We start from the raw sequence: 16,614 nt of genomic DNA on the forward strand, positions 1-16,614 counted from the left end.
CCACCGCCCACCGACACGAGGGGGAACCGCCGCGTGTGCGCACACGTACTGGTCGCCGAGGACGACGCGATGCAGGCCGAACTCATCCGCCGCTCCCTGCTCGCCGAGGGCCACACCGCCACCGTCGTGCACGACGGCTCGGCCGCGCTGGACGCGGTGCGCCGCGACCGGCCGGACCTCGTCGTGCTGGACCTCATGCTGCCGGTCATCGACGGCTTCGGGGTGTGCCGGGTGCTCCGCCGGGACGACGACATCCCCGTCCTGATGCTGACCGCCCGTGCCGCGGAGGACGACGTGCTGCTCGGCCTGGAACTGGGCGCCGACGACTACATGACCAAGCCGTACAGTCCGCGCGAGCTGATGGCCCGCATCCGCACCGTCCTGCGGCGCAGCGGAACCGCCGCCGGCCGGCGGGAGGACCCGGTCGTACGGGCCGCCGGCATCGCCGTCGACCCTGCACGGCACGAGGTGCGGTGCGACGGGGAGCCGGTGGACTGCACGCCCGCCGAGTTCCAGATCCTGCTCGCCCTCGCCGGTGAGCCCGAACGGGTCTTCTCCCGGCGGCAGTTGCTCCAGTACACCCGCGGCTACGACCGCGCCTCCACCGAACGGGCCGTCGACGTCCACATCATGAACCTGCGTCGCAAGATCGAGGCGGACCCGCGCCGTCCCGCCCGGCTGCTGACCGTCTTCGGCGTCGGCTACAAACTCGGCGGCACCCGCCCGTGAAACGCCCCCGCCCCCGGCCCCGCCCCCACACCCGCATACCGCTGCGCAAACGCCTCCTCGTCCGGCTCCTCATCGCGTCCGTCCTGATCGCCGTCTGCTCCGTGGCCGCGACGGCCTGGCTGGCGGTGACCACCACCACCCGCGCCCTGCGGGAGGAACAGGGCCAGGCCCTCGCCGACGACATGGACATCCTCGCCCGGCTCAGCGGCTACGCCGCCACCCACCCCGACTGGAGCGGCGTACCGGCCACCGTCCGCGCCCTGTCCGCGCAGACGGCCGGCGTATCGCCCTGACCAGCGCCGACCGCACCCTCATCGCCGACTCCGCACCCCGCGGCACCTCCCTGCCGCCGCGCGCCGCCGCCACCGTCGACCCGCTGCGCACCGACACCTCCAGCGAACCAGGCGCCCAGCTCAGCGGCACGGACCCGCGCGTGGTCGGCCCCTACCGGCTCACGGCCGGTGAACGGGCCCGGCTCGACACGCTGGCCCGCAAACGGCAGAGCTGCTTCCTGCGCCACGGCATCGACACGACCGTCTCCCGTACGCCCAGCGGCCGCCCGGTCCTCCACCCCACGGACGACGCCGTCGAGGGCGGCTACGTCCCCGAGCCGTGCGCCGACGGGCTGCTCAACACCGCGATGCCCACGGAGGAGAAGGCGCTGGCCGCACTCCAGAAGCTGGCCCGCGGCTGCCTGACCGGTGCGGGGCTGGACCCCGCGACGCCCCTTGCCCTCGGCGGCGTCGTCGGCCTCGGCGGCGCGGACCTGCGCTCCCCGACGCCGTCACCCGGCTTCCTCCTCAAGGGGGACGGCGCGACGACGCGCGCCGCGCAGCGCTGCCTGGACGACGCCCGCCGCGCCCAGCTCGACCCGTACGTCGCCCCCGTCGCGGAACTCTTCCTCGGCGGCGGGAACAACGGCGCCGCACCCCGCTGGGACATGTCCTCCGCCAACAAGGCGAAGGTCGTCGGCGCGGCCGGACTCGTGCTCGCCGTCACCGTCGCCGTGACCGCCGTCGTCGCCACCCGCCTCGTACGGCCGCTGCGCGCGCTCACCGAGGCCGCCCAGCAGCCACCCGAGCTGCACGCGCGCGTGCCCGTCACCACCCGCGACGAGACGGGCATCCTCGCGGAGGCCTTCAACGACCTGGCCGAGCGCCGCGAACGCCTCGAAGCCCAGCGCAAGGCCCTGGTCAGCGATGTCGCCCACGAACTGCGCAGCCCTCTCACCAACATCCGGGGCTGGCTGGAGGTGACCCGCGACGGCCTCGTCGAACCGGACCCCGCACTGCTCGCCGCCCTGCACGAGGAGGCCCTCGTCCTGCAACGGGTCATCGACGACCTGCGCGACCTCGCCGACGCCGACGCCGGCACCCTGCGCCTGCACCGCGAGGAGGTCCCCGCCGACGACCTCCTCGCCCAGGTCGCCGCCGCCCACCGCGTCGCCGCCGACACCGCGGGCGTCACCCTGCGCACCGGCACCCACGGGAGCCCCTGGCTGGACGCCGATCCGGTGCGGCTGCGCCAAGCGCTCGGCAACCTCGTCACCAACGCCGTACGCCACACCCCGTCGGGCGGCACGGTCACGCTGTCCGCGCGCGAGGACGGCGAACAGGTGGTGCTGGAGGTCGCCGACACCGGCACCGGCATCGCGGCCGAGGATCTGCCGCAGGTGTTCGAGAGGTTCTGGCGCGCCGAGAAGTCGCGCAGCCGCCGCACCGGCGGCAGCGGCCTCGGCCTGTCGATCGTCCGCCACCTGACGGCCGCGCACGGCGGCACCGCACAGGCGGCGAGCACTCCGGGCACGGGGAGCGTGTTCACCCTGAGGCTGCCGCCGCGCGGACCCCGCGGGACGGCTGAGTCGGGAGTGGCGTCCGGAGGGGCTGATTTCGTCCCGGTCGTGCGGGTACCCCGCTGTCCTGACGGCGCGGGCCGTCCTGACGGCGGAGAGGGAGGTCATGCCATGAGTTCGTCCGACGACCTGCCGGTCGCGCGCTCCCTGGCCGAACTGGCCGACCTGGTCATACGGCGGCGGGGACTGTTCGTCCGTTGGTCCCGCGGGCCGGGGACCGACCTCGGGGCGGTGGCGTCCAGCATCGACGACCTCACCGGCATCCGGATGAGCGGCCTGTCCGCCAACCCCCTCGACGTCGAGGACTGGTGGGAGGACCGCTCCCGCACCCTGTGGGTAGCCCGGCGCCTGTACGACTACGCGCACCTGCCGCACGAGAAGGGCCGAGGCGTGCGCCCCTGGGTCCTCGCGGGACGCGAGACGGGCCGGGGCCCCGACAACGAGCCGCTCGTGACCGACGTACGTCCACTGTGCTGGATCGACGGCTCGGTGATCGAGGCGGCGCGCGACGAGGTGGCGCGGCAGGAGGCGCAGTGGGGTCCGCTACGACGACGGCCGGTGAAGCACCGGCCCGTCCGTCCGCGCGGCTCACGAACTGCGCTGTCGTGCCCTGCTGATACGCCGCTTGAGGGCTCGCCGTTCGGTCTCGCTCGTGCCGCCCCAGACGCCGAGGCTCTGATCGGTCTCCAGCGCCCACTCCAGGCACTGCGCCCGGACCGGGCAACCTCCGCAGACCGCCTTTGCCTGCTCGGTCTGCAGAAGTGCCGGACCCGAGGTGCCGATCGGGAAGAACAGTTCCGGGTCCTCTTGGCGGCACGCGGCGCGCTGTCGCCAGTCGTCCATCGAAGTCACCTGCGATCGAAGTCGTTGCGGTTCCGGATGAGTTTTCTCGTGATCGGGTCACCGACGGGGGCGAAGTGAAACCGCCGCCGGGCAACCCGGTGCGGCCCCGACGGCCCGGAATGCCGGTTCGTCAGCTCCGCAGCGTCTCCGCCGCCGTCGCCGCCACGGCGCTCGCGACGGCCGCCAGGGCGGGGGAGTCGAGCTTCCACTGCTGCCAGAACAGGGGGACGTCCAGGGCGCGTTCCGGCACGAGCGAGACCAGGCGCCCGTCCGTCAGCAGCTCCGCGGCCTGTGCCTCCGGCACCATGCCCCAGCCGAGCCCGGCCACCACCGCGTCGAGAAACCCCTCCGAGGTCGGCACGGCGTGTCGCAGCCTGCTCGCGCCGTCGGGGCCCCGCCGCAGGCGGCGTACGAACGCGTCCTGGAGGTCGTCGCGCCGGTCGAAGGTGATCACCGGCGCCCGGGCGAGACCCTCGCCCAGGGGCACGCCGTCGAGGAAGGCGGCGGCGAATCCCGGACTCGCCGCGGCGAAGTAGCGCATCGAGCCCAGCGACCTGACCGAGCAGCCGGTGACGGCGTCCGGCGAGGAGGTCACCGCGGCCATCACCAGTCCCTCCCGCAGCAGTTCCGCCGTCACCGTCTCGTCCTCCCGGTGCAGTTCGAAGCAGAACGGCGGCTCCCGCGGCACGCGCGTGAGGGCGGGCAGGAACCAGGTGGCCAGTGAGTCGGCGTTGACCGCCACCGTCACGCGCGTCGGCTCCCCGGCGCCGTTCATGCCCAGCTCCGACCGGGTGTCGCGCTCGAGCCGGGCCAGCTGCCGGGCGAACCGGACGACGATCTCCCCGGACTCGGTGGGGCGGACCGGCTTGGTGCGCAGCAGCAGCACCCGGCCCGTGCGCTGTTCCAGCGCCTTCACCCGCTGGCTGACCGCCGACGGCGTCACGTGCAGCGCCGCGGCCGCGGCGTCGAAGGTGCCCTCGTCGACCACGGCGAGGAGGGTGCGGACCTGGTCGAGGGGGAGGTCTGTCATCACGAAGGCTAATGATACGTAAGAATCTTTAGCTGGACCCATGGTTGTCCGCTCCCTAGCGTGGACACCATGTCCACCACCTCCCTCGCCGCCGCGGCGGCCGGCTTCGGCACCGGTCTGTCCCTCATCGTCGCCATCGGCGCCCAGAACGCCTTCGTCCTGCGCCAGGGCATCCGCCGGGACGCCGTGCTCGCCGTCGTCGCGATCTGCGCCCTGTCCGACGCCCTCCTCATCACGCTCGGCGTGGCCGGGGTGGGAGCGCTGGTGGTGGCCTGGCCGGACGCCCTGACCGCCGTCGCCTGGCTCGGCGGCGCCTTCCTGCTCTGCTACGGCGTCCTCGCCGCCCGGCGGGTGTTCAAGCCGGGTGGCGCCCTGGAGGCGACGGGCGAGGCCGGCGGCTCCCGGCGGCGCGCGGTCCTCACCTGCCTCGCCATGACCTGGCTCAACCCGCACGTCTACCTCGACACGGTCTTCCTGCTCGGCACCGTCGCGGCCGATCGCGGCCCGATGCGCTGGACCTTCGGCCTCGGGGCGGCGGCGGCCAGCCTGTGCTGGTTCGCCGCGCTGGGCTTCGGGGCCCGGCTGCTCGGCCGCTTCCTGACCCGGCCCGGTGCCTGGCGCGTCCTGGACGGACTCGTCGCCGCCACCATGATCACCCTCGGCGTCACCCTGATCGCGGGAGCGTGACCGCGGGAGGCCGGCCGCCCGCGCGGACACGGTCGGAGCTGCCATAGTGACCCCCGGACGAGAAAGATGTAGCGAGCAACCAGGAAGTCCGTGGACACCAGCGAGAGCAGCGACGCACCCGAGACGAACGCCGAGGCGAAAGCAGAGGCCGGGTCCGGTCCCGGCCCGCGGGGCGAGGCCCGGCGGGGTCGGCGCCGCTGGGCGATGGACACCCGCCCGCTGCGCCGGCCCGCGTACCGCCGGCTGTGGTCCTCGACCATCGTCACCGCCGTGGGCAGCCAGCTCACCGCCGTCGCCGTACCCAAGCAGATCTACGACATCACCGGCTCGTCCGCCTGGGTCGGCTACGCCGGCCTCGCCGGGCTGCTGCCCATGGTGGTGTTCGCGCTGTGGGGCGGTGCTGTCGCCGACACCATGGACCGGCGCGGACTGCTGCTGATCACCAACACCGGGATCGCCGTCACCTCCGTGCTGTTCTGGGTCCAGGCCGCCGCGGGACTCGACTCGGTCGCGGTGCTGATGGTGCTGCTCGCCACCCAGCAGGCGTTCTTCGGCCTCAACGCGCCGGCCCGCACCGCGTCCATCGCCCGCCTCGTGCCGGCCGGTGAACTGGCCGCCGCCAACGCCCTCGGCTCGACCGTCATGCAGACCGGCCTGGTCGCGGGCCCGCTCCTCGCGGGTGCGCTGATACCCGTCATCGGCCTGCCCGAGCTGTACCTGCTCGACGCGCTAGCCCTGTGCGTGACGCTGTGGGCCGTCGCCCGCCTGCCCGCGCTGCCGCCGCTCGACGGCTCGGCCGCCCGGCGCGCGGGACTGAGCGACATCCTGGCGGGGTTCCGCTACATCGCACGGCACAAGGTACTGCTGCTGTCCTTCCTCGCCGACGTCATCGCGATGGTCCTCGGGATGCCCCGCGCCCTCTTCCCGCAACTGGCCGCCGAGACCTACGCGCCGTACGGGGAGGGTCTCGCGCTCGGTCTGCTCTTCGCGGCCATCCCCATCGGCGCGGTCCTCGGCGGGCTGTTCTCCGGCACGTTCTCGCGGGCCCGCCGGCACGGCTGGATGGTGATCGGCGCCGTCGTCGCCTGGGGTGCGGCGATCACCGGATTCGGACTGAGCGGCAGCCTCTGGCTCGCGGTGGTGTTCCTGGCCGCGGCGGGCGTCGCCGACATGGTCTCCATGGTCTTTCGCGGAGCCATCCTGCTGTCCGCGGCCACCGACGAGATGCGCGGCCGCATGCAGGGCGTCTTCACGGTCGTCGTGGCGGGCGGCCCGCGCCTGGCGGACGCACTCCACGGAACGGCGGGCGCGGCCTACGGCCCCCGCGCCGCGGTGACGGGGGGCGGCCTGCTGGTCGTCGCCGTGATGCTGGCTCTGGCGGCCGCGGTACCGGCTCTGCGGCGCTACCGCGTCTGACCCGGCCGGTCACATGACCGACCGGCGGTGCATGCCGTACTGCTCCATCAGTTTGCCTCGGGTCGTCTCCAGGCGGTGGGCGAGGATCTCGGCCACGATCCGGACCAGGGAGAGACCGAGCGCCGGGTCCTCCTCGCACAGGTCGAGCACCGGCTGGGCCGCGAACTCGTAGGCGCGGACCGGGCTGAACGCCTCCGCGCCGAAGTCCCACTGGTACGGCGGGAACAGCCAGGACCAGCCGAGCAGGTCGCCGGCGCCGAGGCTGGCGACGGTGACCCGCTGCACGGACGTCACCCGCTGGTCGAGGGAGACCGCGCCGGAGCGGATGACCCAGAATCGGTCTGCCGTGCCGCCCGCCTCGAAGATGCGGGTGTCCTCCGGGAAGGACACCTCCCGGGCGAGGGTCATCAGATGCTGGCGTTGGGGCGGGGGGAGGGCGGTCAGCAGCTTTATCGCTTTGGTCATGGCGCGGGGCTCCTCGCCGGCGATGGTTCCGGGATCTTCCCTGGGGCTCGGTGCCCTAAGCCCATTTCAGCCGCTGCGGGCCCCGCGGGCACCTCGGCGGCGCGGGTTTTGTCCCGCGGGCATGGGAAAGCCCTGGCTGGACGGGGGAAACCAGCCAGGGCCGCCACATGCGGTATGCGGAGGAGTAGGCCTCGACTCCGCCACCACTGGATGAACCGTAAACCATTCTGGTGCCTTTCACCCCATCACAACCCGGTCACGTGACCTGTTTCACTCCCGCCGCCCGTCCACCCGGATCCCGCTCGCCCGGATCCCGCTCGGCCAGAATCACTCCGCGTCCCGTGCGACGACCCTGACCGTGTCGAGCTTCCGGTCGGTCGGGTCGGGCAGGTTCATGCCCGCCGCCAGCCCCGAGCGCAGATACCGCAGCACGGGCTCGGTGAGTCGCTCCCCGGGCAGGACGACGGGGATCCCGGGCGGATACGGAGTGATTATCTCCGCGGCGACCCGGCCGGCCGCCTCGGTCCACGGAACGTGCTCGGCCGGACCGAAGAACGCGTCCCGGGGCAACAGCCCCTGCGCCAGACGCAGCTCGGCGGGCGACGGCATCTCCGTCCGCGGCGCGGGCCGCAGGTCCGGCGCGACACGGGCGAGGTCCTTGAGGGCGGCGAGCAGCTCCCCGGTCGTCGCACGGTCGTCGCCGTGGGTGATCTGGACGTTGATCCGGCGGTGGTCGGCCAGATGGACGTCCACGGACCGGTGCTCGTGCAGCCAGTCGGCGGCCTGGAACCCCGAGACCCCCAGCCCGTCGAGGTCGATGACGACGGGCAGCGGATCGAAGTCGTCGGCGAGGCCCGGGCCGCAGAAGTCCGCCCGGTCGTTGACGTGCATGCCGTCGATCTGCTCGACGGCCGCCCGCACCTCGGCCGCCAGCTCCAGGGCCGTGCCCATCAGCTCCTCGCCGTGCAGGCACATCTGCCGCCGCCAGCCGTCGAGCCCGGCGTACAGCAGCACCGAGGGACTGGTCGTGCCGAGCAGGTCCGAGCGTGTCTTCAGCAGCTCCACCGGGACCCGATCGCCCTGGAGGTGGAACACCGACCCCTGTTCCAGACCGCTGCCCATCTTGTGGACGCTGGTGACGCAGATGTCGGCGCCCGCGTCCATCGCCCAGGACGGCAGCTCCGGATGGAAGGGCAGGTGCGCGCCCCACGCCTCGTCGACGACGAGCGGCAGCGAGCGGCGGTGACAGACCTCGGCGATCGCCCGCAGGTCCGCGCAGGCGCCGTACGGCGTGGGGCTGGTGACCAGGGCGCCCTTCGCGTCGGGGTGGATCTCGAAGGCCTTCTCGAACGCGGCGGCGGACGGCGGATGTGCCAGATGCCGTTCGGCGTCCCACTGCGGCTCCACCCACACGGGTTCGATCCCGGCCAGGATCAGGCCCGACACCACCGCCTTGTGCGCGTCCCGCCCGATCAGCAGCTTCTCGTGCGGCCCGGCCACCGACAGCATCGCCGCCTTCACCGACAGGGAACTCCCGCACGTCGTGAAGAAGGTGTGCTCGGCGTGGACCGCGTCCGCCATCAGCTCCTCGGCGCGTTCCAGGACCCGGCCCCGGGTGAGCCGGTCGTCGAGCCCGCCCGACGCCAGTACGTCACCGAGGAACACCGCGTCCCCCAGCACCGCCCGTACGTCGGGGTCGGCGCCGCGCGCCTGCTTGTGCCCGGGTGGCGAGAAGGCCAGGCGGCCCTGTCGGTGATGCTCGGTGAGGGCTTCCAGTACGGGTGCGCGGGTGTGATCGACTGCCATGCGGGTCCTGGTTCCCGCCCTGCCGCCGGTCAAGCCCGTCGTTCGCCGAAAGCCCGTCAGGCGGGCTCCGCATGCTGCCCGGGGGCCACGATCTCGTCCAGTACGTCGAGCACCGCCTCGTAGGCCAGGCCCCGGACGTGCGCCTCGCGCGCCGCGTCCGGATCGGTGCGCCCGAGATCCTCGCTCCGGGACCGCAGGGTCCGCAGTTCCTCTCGTGCGCCGGCCCTGGCGCGCTGGATGCGCCGCAACAGTTCGTCCGAGTCCACGACATCCGTCATGCACTCCGCCTACCCCCGCCAGGCCGGACGATGACCCGGTCTTCGCCGTCGATCCCCTGGCTTGCGTAGACGGCCTCTCCAGATGTTGTCGAATGCCCGGAAAGGCAGGTTTGGCGGGGCTCCCGGGGGCCAGCCGGAGAGAGAGGGCCGTGCCGTCCGGCGGGCGAGAGGGTCCACCGACCAGTCGAAGACGTCAGGAGAGCGAAAGGAATGCGCGCGAACGCGAACCACTGGAGCGACCGCACAGAACACAGCACCGACGGGACTCGTCCCATCGACCGCACTGACCGTTTCGATCGGACTCATCTCATAGACCGCAGTGACTGCGACCGCGCCGACGGGACTGATCCCCCAGACCGCACGGACGGGACCGGACGCGCCGACGCGCCGGCCCCGGTGCACTGTCACGGGTACGGCCCGTGCCGGCCCTCCGACGTCCGCGGTGCCATACGCCGCGCCGTCGCCGGGCGAGGCCGGACCACCGGCGGTCCGTACGACGAGGAGACCCTCTCCGACGCCCTGCTCGTCGCCTCGGAACTCACGACCAACGCCATCCTGCACGGGGGCGGCATCACCGACTTCGACGTGGACGTCGACGGGTCGGCCGTACGCGTCTCCGTGAGCGACCGCAGCGACCGGCTGCCCGTCGTCAGCGACCCGCTCGACGACCAGGGGCGGCGCCGCACCGGCGGCCGGGGCTGGCCGATCGTCTGCCGGCTGGCCTGCGACGTCCGGGTGTCCGGGCTGCCGTCCGGCGGCAAGCGGATCACCGCCGTAGTACCCGTGGCCTGACCCGACCCGACCTGCCCGCACCGCCCGCCGCACAACTTTCCCGCCACCGGAGTTTGTTCCTCCGGGCGCAGGGCAGACGGAGGTTCGTGCTTCGGACCGGAGGCGCGCCGACGGGAGCGGTATGACCGCTCCGGGGCGCTCCCTGTGCCCCGGACGACAGCAGCCCTCCCGTGGTCATTCCCCCCCTGACACGACCGCTCAGGAGCGATTCCGCATGCTCATCGACACGCCGACCAGCCGTCCCGCCACGTCAGCCTCGAACGCCCCCGGCCACTCGCGTCGGCCCCACGACGACGCTCCCGACACCGCACGCCTCTTCGTCCGGCTGACCACGATGGAGGAGGGACCGGAGCGGGACGCCGTGCGGGACAAGATCGTCACCGCCTGGCTGCCCATGGCCCACCGGATCGCCGGCCGCTTCCGCGACCGCGGTGAGTCCATCGAGGACCTCCGGCAGGTGGCGGCACTCGGCCTGGTGAAGGCCGTCGACCGCTTCGACCCGGAACGCGGGGCCTTCGAGAGCTACGCCGTCCCCACCATCACCGGCGAGATCAAGCGGCACTTCCGGGACCGGATGTGGGCCCTGCGGGTGCCCCGCCGGGTGCAGGAACTGCGCAACAAGGTACGCGTGGCCCGGCGCGAACTGGCCCAGACGCCCGGTGCCCCCGAGCCGTCGACCGCCGACCTCGCCGCCCACACCGGCCTCACCGAGGACGAGGTCGCCGCGGGGATCGAGGCCCTGGAGAGCTTCAGCACCCTGTCGCTGGACGCCGAACTCCCCGCAGGCGACGACGGCTACAGCCTCGTGGACACCCTCGGCGGACCCGATGACTCCTTCGACATCGTGGTCGACCGCGAGTCCGCCAAGGAGAGCCTGCGCCGGCTGCCGGAACGCGAGCGGGCCATCCTCTACATGCGCTTCTTCGAGGACATGACGCAGAGCCGCATCGCCGACCGGCTCGGCATCTCCCAGATGCACGTCTCCCGGCTCATCAGCCGCAGCTGCGCCCAGGTACGCCAGGAGGCCATGGGCCGACCGGGCGACCGCGGCTGAGCCGGCCCCGAGAACCGTACGCACCCCACCCCACCGTTTCCGACAAGGAGCCAATTGATGCTGATGCCTCATCCTGCCGTCCTGCGCACCCTCGTCGACGAGTACGAGGCTGTGACGGCGACCGGATCGACCGGATCCGCCGCGGCCGACACGCGGGCGCAGGACCTCGCGTACACGCTGTGCGTCTCCACCGGTACCCGTGAGGTCACCCGGGCCCTCGAGGTGGCCCGGAGCTGGCTCTCCGCGGCCACCGCCGCCGACGCCACGACCCGCCGCACCACGCACGACGAGTCCCGCGTGTACGCCTGACAGGCCGGGCCCTCGGGCGCCGGGTGTGCGGTGCCGAAGCCGGGGCATCAGGGTTCCCGGGACTCTTCCAGGAGGTTGACATGAACGCGAGTGCCCTGGCGCGCAGCGGCCGTATCGAGGCCGGGCGCGCGGCGCGGGGATCGGGCACGAGAGGAGCCGCGCGGGCCGGGCTGGCCGCACGCGGAGTGATCTACCTGTTGGTCGGGGCGCTGGCCCTCCAGATCGCCTTCGGCGACAACAAGACGCGGCAGGCCGACCGGCAGGGTGCCCTCGCGGAGATAGCCGGCAGGCCCTTCGGCTCCGTCATGCTCTGGGCCCTGGGCATCGGCCTGGTCGGCATGGCGCTGTGGCGGCTGTCCGAGGTGGTCTTCGGCTCGGTCGGACCGGACGGCCGCAAGGCGAAGAAGCGCCTGATGGCGCTCGCCCGCTGCGCCTTCTACTCCTTCGTCGCCTACTCCGTCCTCGCCTTCGCCGCGGGATCGGGCGACGGGGGCGGGTCGAGCGACGAGCAGTCCCGCGACGTCACCGCCCGGGTGCTCGAACTTCCCGCGGGCCGGTGGATCGTCGCCCTGGCCGGTGCCGGGATCGTCGTCGGCGGAATCTGGATCGGCGGCCGGGCCCTGCTCCGCAAGTACCGGGACAAGCTGCGGCTCGAGCAGATGTCCCCGCGGGTACGCCGCCTGGTGGACGTCACCGGTGTGGCCGGGGGAGTGGCGCGCGGGCTGGTGTTCGCGGCGGCGGGCGGCTTCGCCGTACGCGCGGCCGTCGACTACGAGCCCGACCGGGCCAAGGGACTCGACGACACCCTGCGCTCCTTCGCCGAGACGTCCGCCGGGCCGGGGCTGCTGGCCTGCGTCGCGGCCGGTCTGGTGCTCTTCGGGGTGTTCTCCTTCGCGATGGCACGCTGGCGGAAGGTCTGAACATGCCGTCGGTGGGGAACCCGGGGGAGATGAACGAATCCGAGTTCCCGCCGGACGGACGGCCCGTGGACATGTACCTCGACCTCCTGCGCGTCCGCATGGACAGCGAGGACTTCGCGATGCTGCTCAAGGTCGTCGCGCCCGCCCTGCGCGCCCTCGACGAACGATCCGCCGAGACCGTCGACTTCGCCCTCGATCCCCAGGAGACCGAGGAGCTGCCCCAGAAGATCCGCGACGAGGCCGCCCTGGTCATCGCCACGGCCGTCACCGGCCGGCTGGACAACCAGCTCGTCGAGATCCAGGTCGACGGCACCGGCCCGGTCCGCGTGGTCACCGACGCGGTGACCGCATCCGACCCGGACCGCCTCGCCGAGATCGCCGGCTGCATCCAGCAGCGCCAGAACGACACGGAGGAGCTTCGCGGCATCGCGGCGGCGAGCGGCCTGCCGACGGACTTCTGACACGGTCCACCGCGGAAGACCACCCCGGGCGCCGACCGCATCCCACGGGGTCCCGACCGACGCCACCGGGCCCGGTGCTCCTCATCCGTCGGCCCGCTCCTGCGGCCGACGCCCCGTCTCGCCCGTGCGTGGCTCCCCGGCTAGCGGGTCCGGCGGCCCTGCTCCTCCTGCTCGGCACACCGGGTCCTGGCGGCCCCTGGCCGGAAGACGCTCGTCACTCCGGCCCCCCGACCGCCTCACTTCCCCGGCGACGACACCGGAACCCCCAGCGGCCGGGCCAGCCCGGCCACCGCTTCGTCCAGGCGTTGCAGGTGCCGTAGGACGCGGTCGGTGACGCGGCCGTAGCGGGGGGTGCCGGGGGTGCCCGGGGTGAGGAGCGAGGCGACGCTCGGGCCGGTGCGGACCTCGGCGGTGCCGCCGTCGTCGGCGACGCGTGCGGCGATGGCGGCGATGTTGTGCAGGATGCGCTGCCCGGCGCCGCGCAGCCGGGGGTCTGCCGCGATGGACGGGTGGGTCGGCAGCAGCTCGGCCGTGGCCGCGAGCGACCTGGCGTGGTAGGCGCAGGTCTCCAGCAGGGCGACGACGTACTGGGCGGTGTCCCGCCGGGTCCGCAGGGGGGTGACCGGGTGCGTCAGCGGCTGGGTCGCGGAGCGCAGGTCGGACAGGGCCTGGTCCAGCTCCCGGGCGCGGTCGAGCAGCTCGGTCGGCGGCCCGCCGCTGAGCTGTTCCACGGCGGCCCCGGTGACGTCGGTCAGCCGGTCGAGGACGGTGGTGAGCAGCTCGTCCGTCCGCCGGTCGGTGCGCACCGGCAGGACCAGCGCCGCCGCGACCACCCCGCAGGCCACCCCCAGCGCCGTCTCCTCCACCCGCAGGACCAGCACCTCCAGGCTGTAGGTGTGCAGCAGCGTGTACAGCACGCCCAGCGCGGCGGTGACGAAGAACGACATCAGCGTGTACGACAGCGGCGCGGTGTAGAACATCGCGAACACGCACAGCAGCACCACGGCGAACGCCGTCCACGTGTGGTGGCCGACCAGTCCCGCGAGCCCGATGCCCGCGATGACGCCGAGCGCGGTGCCGAGCAGCCGCCGGTACCCCTTGACCAGGATCTCCCCGGTGGACGCGGTGTTGATGAACACGATCCAGCAGGTCAGCACCGCCCAGTACCAGCGGTGGGTGGACAGCAGCTCGCCGCCGACGATGGCCAGCGCCGAGCCGACCGAGACCTGGACGGCCGCCCGGGTGGTCGGCCGCCGCAGGCCCGTGGGCTGCGGCGCGCTCTCCTCCTCGGCCTCCGATCCGCCGATGGCCGCGTCCTCCGCGTCCAGCTCCTCCCGGGAGCGGGCGGTCTCGGGGCTGTCGTCGGACTCGTCCTGCGGCCCGTCGAGCGCGATCCGCAGTCCGAGCACCGCCCGGGCGCTCTCACCGACCCCCCGGAAGACGTCCCGCACGGCCGGTGAGGCGGGCGGCAGGTTCTCCTCGTCGCGGTAGCCGAGCAGTCGGTTGCGGATCTGCGCCGACCCCGTGCCGTCGCCGACGGGATGCCGTACCAGCAGGCGCAGCGCCCGCAGGTCGCGGCGGAGCACGTCCGTCGACTCCTCCCGCACGGGCAGCCGGCCGCCCTCGGGAACGGGTGCGCCCGGCAGATGCAGGGTCAGCGTGTCGGCCCGTTCGGCGCTGCGTGCCGTCAGCAGGAGCAGTCCCAGCCGCTCGGCGGCGATCTCCGCGTCGGCGACGCGGCGCTGCACCAGCCGGGCCGTCACCTCGTCCGGGGTGCCCTCCTCCAGCCGGCCGTGGATCAGCATGGCCGTCTCGTGCAGCCGGGCCGTGCCCGTACGGACGTGCGCCAGTGCCTTCTCCACCTCCTGCGGACCGGCGTCGAGCAGCTCGAGCTGGGCGTCCAGCAGTTGCGCGAGCCGCGCCCTGAAGGCCTGCCGCAGCCGCAGCAGGATCCCCGTCGGCGTCTGCGGCACCAGCACGAACCGGGCCAGCGCGCTGCACGCGAAGGCGACGGCGAGGACCCCCCAGAGTCCGGGCAGGATGTGCCGCGTGGCGCCCACGAAGAGGGACAGGAAGTAGACCTGGAAGCCGATCAGGCCGAGCGCGGTGCCCCGGTCGCCGAACCGGCGCCCGTACACCGCGCAGAAGATGAGCACGACGAAGACGAGGTCACCGGCCACCACGTGCGCGCTCAGCAGCGCCGCGAGGGACACCGAGGCCAGCGCCACCGGCAGCCCCAGCGCGAGGGTGACCGCCTGCGGGCCGCGCTGCTTCTCCCGGACGGCGAACGTGGCGACCATCGCCGCGATGGCCCCCGCAACCAGATGCGTGACGTCCGCGTCCGACAGGGAGAGCACGGCCAGCGTGAGGGTGATCGCGCCGACCGTGCGCAGCCCGGCCGCGAGCCGCAGCAACCCGGGATCGGATGCCCTGACCCGGTCCCGCACCCCTGCCGCCCACGCCCGTGCCGCCGCCTTCACGCCGCCGTACTCTCCCGCCCGACTCAGCCGGCGGCCTCCGGGCGCCCGCCCTCCACCTGCGCCCGCACCTGCTCGGGCGTCAGATAGGTGTCGGTGTACTCGAAGTCCTTCAGCTTGGCGGGCCGCCTGGCCTGGAAGCCGGTGCGGACGAAATCGTCGCCCGCGACCGCGTTGAGCGTCCAGTTCGTCAGCACGCGCGCCTTGGCCACGCCCGTGCGCAGCGCCGCCCAGTGGTAGCCGCGGGCCACCGCCTGCGCGGGCAGCCCGCGCAGTTCGATGCCGAGCGGCTTGGACACGGCGTCGGTGCCACCGAGATCGACGACCAGCCCCAGATCCTTGTGCGCGTACGGCCGCGTCGACTGGCCGCGCAGGTGCGCGATGACGTTGTCGGCGGCGACCTTGGCCTGCCGCATCGCGTGCTGGGCGGTCGGCGGGCAGACGGCGCCCTCCTCGCCCTTGGCCTCGTCGGGGACGGCCGCCGCGTCGCCGAGCGCGAACACCCCGTCGTGGCCGGGCAGGTCCATGTGCGAGGTGACGGAGAGCCGGCCGCGGACCGTCTCCGCACCGAGCGTGGCGATCAGCGGGCTCGCCACGACACCGGCCGTCCAGATCAGCGTGTGGGTCGGCACCACCCGGCCGTCGGTGAAGGTGACCTCCTGCGGTCCGGCCTTGGCGATGGACACCCCCAGCGACACCTCGATGCCCCGCCTGCGCAGCACCTCCTGCGCGCTGCGGCCGAGCTTGTCGCCGAGTTCCGGCATCAGCTTCGGGGCGATGTCGATCAGGTGCCACTTGATCAGGCTCGGGTCCAGCCTCGGGTAGCGCTTGACCGCGTTGTGGGTCAGCAACTGGAGGCAGGCCGCGGTCTCGGTGCCGGCGTAGCCGCCGCCGACCACCACGAACTGGAGCCGGGCCGCCCGCTCGGCGGGGTCGTTGCTGGCGTCGGCGAGGTCGAGCTGGGTGATGACGTGGTCGCGGATGTAGGCCGCCTCCGCGAGCGTCTTCATCCCGAAGGCGTGGTCGGTCAGCCCCGGGATGTCGAAGGTGCGGGTGACACTGCCGGGAGCGAGCACGATGTAGTCGTACGGCTCGTTCACGATCTCGTCGGTGATGGTGCGGATGACACAGACTTTCGACTTGAGGTCCACGCCGATGGCGCCACCCGGGATGATGCGGGTGCGGTACTTCTTGCTGCGGCGCAGCGACAGCGCGATCGACTGGGGCGTCAGCACCCCGGAGGCGACCTGCGGCAGCAGCGGCAGATAGAGCTGGTAGGCGAACGGTGTCACCAGGGTGACGTCGGCCTCCGCGGCGGCGAGTTTGCGTTCCAGACGCCGAACGCACCCCACTCCCGCGAAGCCCGCTCCCACCACCAGGATCCTGGTCGTGTCACGATGTCCATCCCTTTCTGCGGCTCCGGGCGGTCTGCCTCGACGTGGTGCGGGTGCCCGCCGACGGCCCTTTCGCACACCGTCGATCCCACCGCGACCGG

Annotated in this window: 14 protein-coding genes and 3 pseudogenes; 10 read left to right on the plus strand and 7 right to left on the minus strand. The window is 73.2% G+C overall.

Going from position 1 to position 16,614, the window contains the following annotated elements:
* The first annotated feature begins 33 nt into the window (after positions 1-33).
* The 3 genes and pseudogenes from BM536_RS01425 to BM536_RS42195 all read left to right on the plus strand — a co-directional run.
* Positions 34-729, plus strand: coding sequence for a response regulator transcription factor (locus tag BM536_RS01425; RefSeq protein ID WP_073493481.1), 696 nt, complete (start codon positions 34-36; stop codon positions 727-729).
* Positions 726-2,563 (plus strand): annotated as a pseudogene (locus tag BM536_RS01430) (sensor histidine kinase); the annotation flags it as partial. The gene BM536_RS01425 and the pseudogene BM536_RS01430, both read left to right, overlap by 4 nt.
* A gap of 150 nt (positions 2,564-2,713) precedes the next feature.
* Positions 2,714-3,106: pseudogene (locus BM536_RS42195) on the plus strand (DUF6098 family protein); the annotation flags it as partial.
* A gap of 63 nt (positions 3,107-3,169) precedes the next feature.
* Here BM536_RS42195 and BM536_RS01435 read toward each other — a convergent pair.
* Together BM536_RS01435 and BM536_RS01440 are read right to left on the minus strand one after the other, a co-directional pair.
* Positions 3,170-3,424, minus strand: a complete 255-nt coding sequence (locus BM536_RS01435) for a WhiB family transcriptional regulator (RefSeq protein WP_073493479.1) — start codon at positions 3,422-3,424, stop codon at positions 3,170-3,172.
* 130 nt (positions 3,425-3,554) lie between these two features.
* Positions 3,555-4,454, minus strand: coding sequence for a LysR family transcriptional regulator ArgP (locus tag BM536_RS01440; protein WP_094102388.1), 900 nt, complete (start codon positions 4,452-4,454; stop codon positions 3,555-3,557).
* Positions 4,455-4,523: 69 nt separating this feature from the next.
* Between BM536_RS01440 and BM536_RS01445 the strand changes: the two genes are divergently transcribed.
* Together BM536_RS01445 and BM536_RS01450 are read left to right on the plus strand one after the other, a co-directional pair.
* Complete coding sequence (locus BM536_RS01445) at positions 4,524-5,141, plus strand: LysE/ArgO family amino acid transporter (protein WP_073493485.1); 618 nt, start codon at positions 4,524-4,526, stop codon at positions 5,139-5,141.
* A 90-nt stretch (positions 5,142-5,231) separates the two neighbouring features.
* Positions 5,232-6,557 carry an MFS transporter gene (locus BM536_RS01450; RefSeq protein WP_094102389.1) on the plus strand — a complete coding sequence of 442 codons (1,326 nt, stop codon included), beginning with the start codon at positions 5,232-5,234 and terminating at the stop codon, positions 6,555-6,557.
* A 9-nt stretch (positions 6,558-6,566) separates the two neighbouring features.
* On the opposite strand, the gene BM536_RS01455 is transcribed toward BM536_RS01450, so the two are convergent.
* The 3 genes from BM536_RS01455 to BM536_RS01465 form a co-directional block, all read right to left on the minus strand.
* Positions 6,567-7,022 carry a cyclic nucleotide-binding domain-containing protein gene (locus tag BM536_RS01455; protein WP_073493476.1) on the minus strand — a complete coding sequence of 152 codons (456 nt, stop codon included), beginning with the start codon at positions 7,020-7,022 and terminating at the stop codon, positions 6,567-6,569.
* A 327-nt stretch (positions 7,023-7,349) separates the two neighbouring features.
* Positions 7,350-8,828 carry an aminotransferase class I/II-fold pyridoxal phosphate-dependent enzyme gene (locus BM536_RS01460; RefSeq protein WP_073493474.1) on the minus strand — a complete coding sequence of 493 codons (1,479 nt, stop codon included), beginning with the start codon at positions 8,826-8,828 and terminating at the stop codon, positions 7,350-7,352.
* A 56-nt stretch (positions 8,829-8,884) separates the two neighbouring features.
* Positions 8,885-9,106, minus strand: a complete 222-nt coding sequence (locus BM536_RS01465) for a hypothetical protein (RefSeq protein WP_073493472.1) — start codon at positions 9,104-9,106, stop codon at positions 8,885-8,887.
* Between the two features lie 396 nt (positions 9,107-9,502).
* Here BM536_RS01465 and BM536_RS01470 point away from each other — a divergent pair, with 396 nt between their 5' ends.
* The 5 genes from BM536_RS01470 (at position 9,503) to BM536_RS01490 (ending at position 12,642) form a co-directional block, all read left to right on the plus strand.
* A complete protein-coding gene (locus BM536_RS01470) occupies positions 9,503-9,898 on the plus strand; it encodes an ATP-binding protein (RefSeq protein WP_094102421.1) in 396 nt (131 codons plus the stop codon).
* 214 nt (positions 9,899-10,112) lie between these two features.
* Positions 10,113-10,952: a SigB/SigF/SigG family RNA polymerase sigma factor gene (locus tag BM536_RS01475; RefSeq protein ID WP_073493470.1), complete on the plus strand. Its 840-nt coding sequence runs from the start codon at positions 10,113-10,115 to the stop codon at positions 10,950-10,952.
* 57 nt (positions 10,953-11,009) lie between these two features.
* Complete coding sequence (locus BM536_RS01480; protein ID WP_094102390.1) at positions 11,010-11,261, plus strand: DUF5133 domain-containing protein; 252 nt, start codon at positions 11,010-11,012, stop codon at positions 11,259-11,261.
* Positions 11,262-11,341: 80 nt separating this feature from the next.
* Complete coding sequence (locus tag BM536_RS01485; protein WP_094102391.1) at positions 11,342-12,181, plus strand: DUF1206 domain-containing protein; 840 nt, start codon at positions 11,342-11,344, stop codon at positions 12,179-12,181.
* Positions 12,182-12,210: 29 nt separating this feature from the next.
* Positions 12,211-12,642, plus strand: a complete 432-nt coding sequence (locus BM536_RS01490) for a hypothetical protein (protein WP_073493484.1) — start codon at positions 12,211-12,213, stop codon at positions 12,640-12,642.
* A gap of 236 nt (positions 12,643-12,878) precedes the next feature.
* On the opposite strand, the gene BM536_RS01495 is transcribed toward BM536_RS01490, so the two are convergent.
* Positions 12,879-15,122, minus strand: a complete 2,244-nt coding sequence (locus BM536_RS01495; protein WP_245873217.1) for an FUSC family protein — start codon at positions 15,120-15,122, stop codon at positions 12,879-12,881.
* 23 nt (positions 15,123-15,145) lie between these two features.
* Positions 15,146-16,524: pseudogene (locus tag BM536_RS01500) on the minus strand (NAD(P)/FAD-dependent oxidoreductase).
* Positions 16,525-16,614: the final 90 nt, after the last annotated feature.

This window comes from Streptomyces phaeoluteigriseus, assembly GCF_001896135.2.
GTDB classification, from domain to species: domain Bacteria; phylum Actinomycetota; class Actinomycetes; order Streptomycetales; family Streptomycetaceae; genus Streptomyces; species Streptomyces phaeoluteigriseus.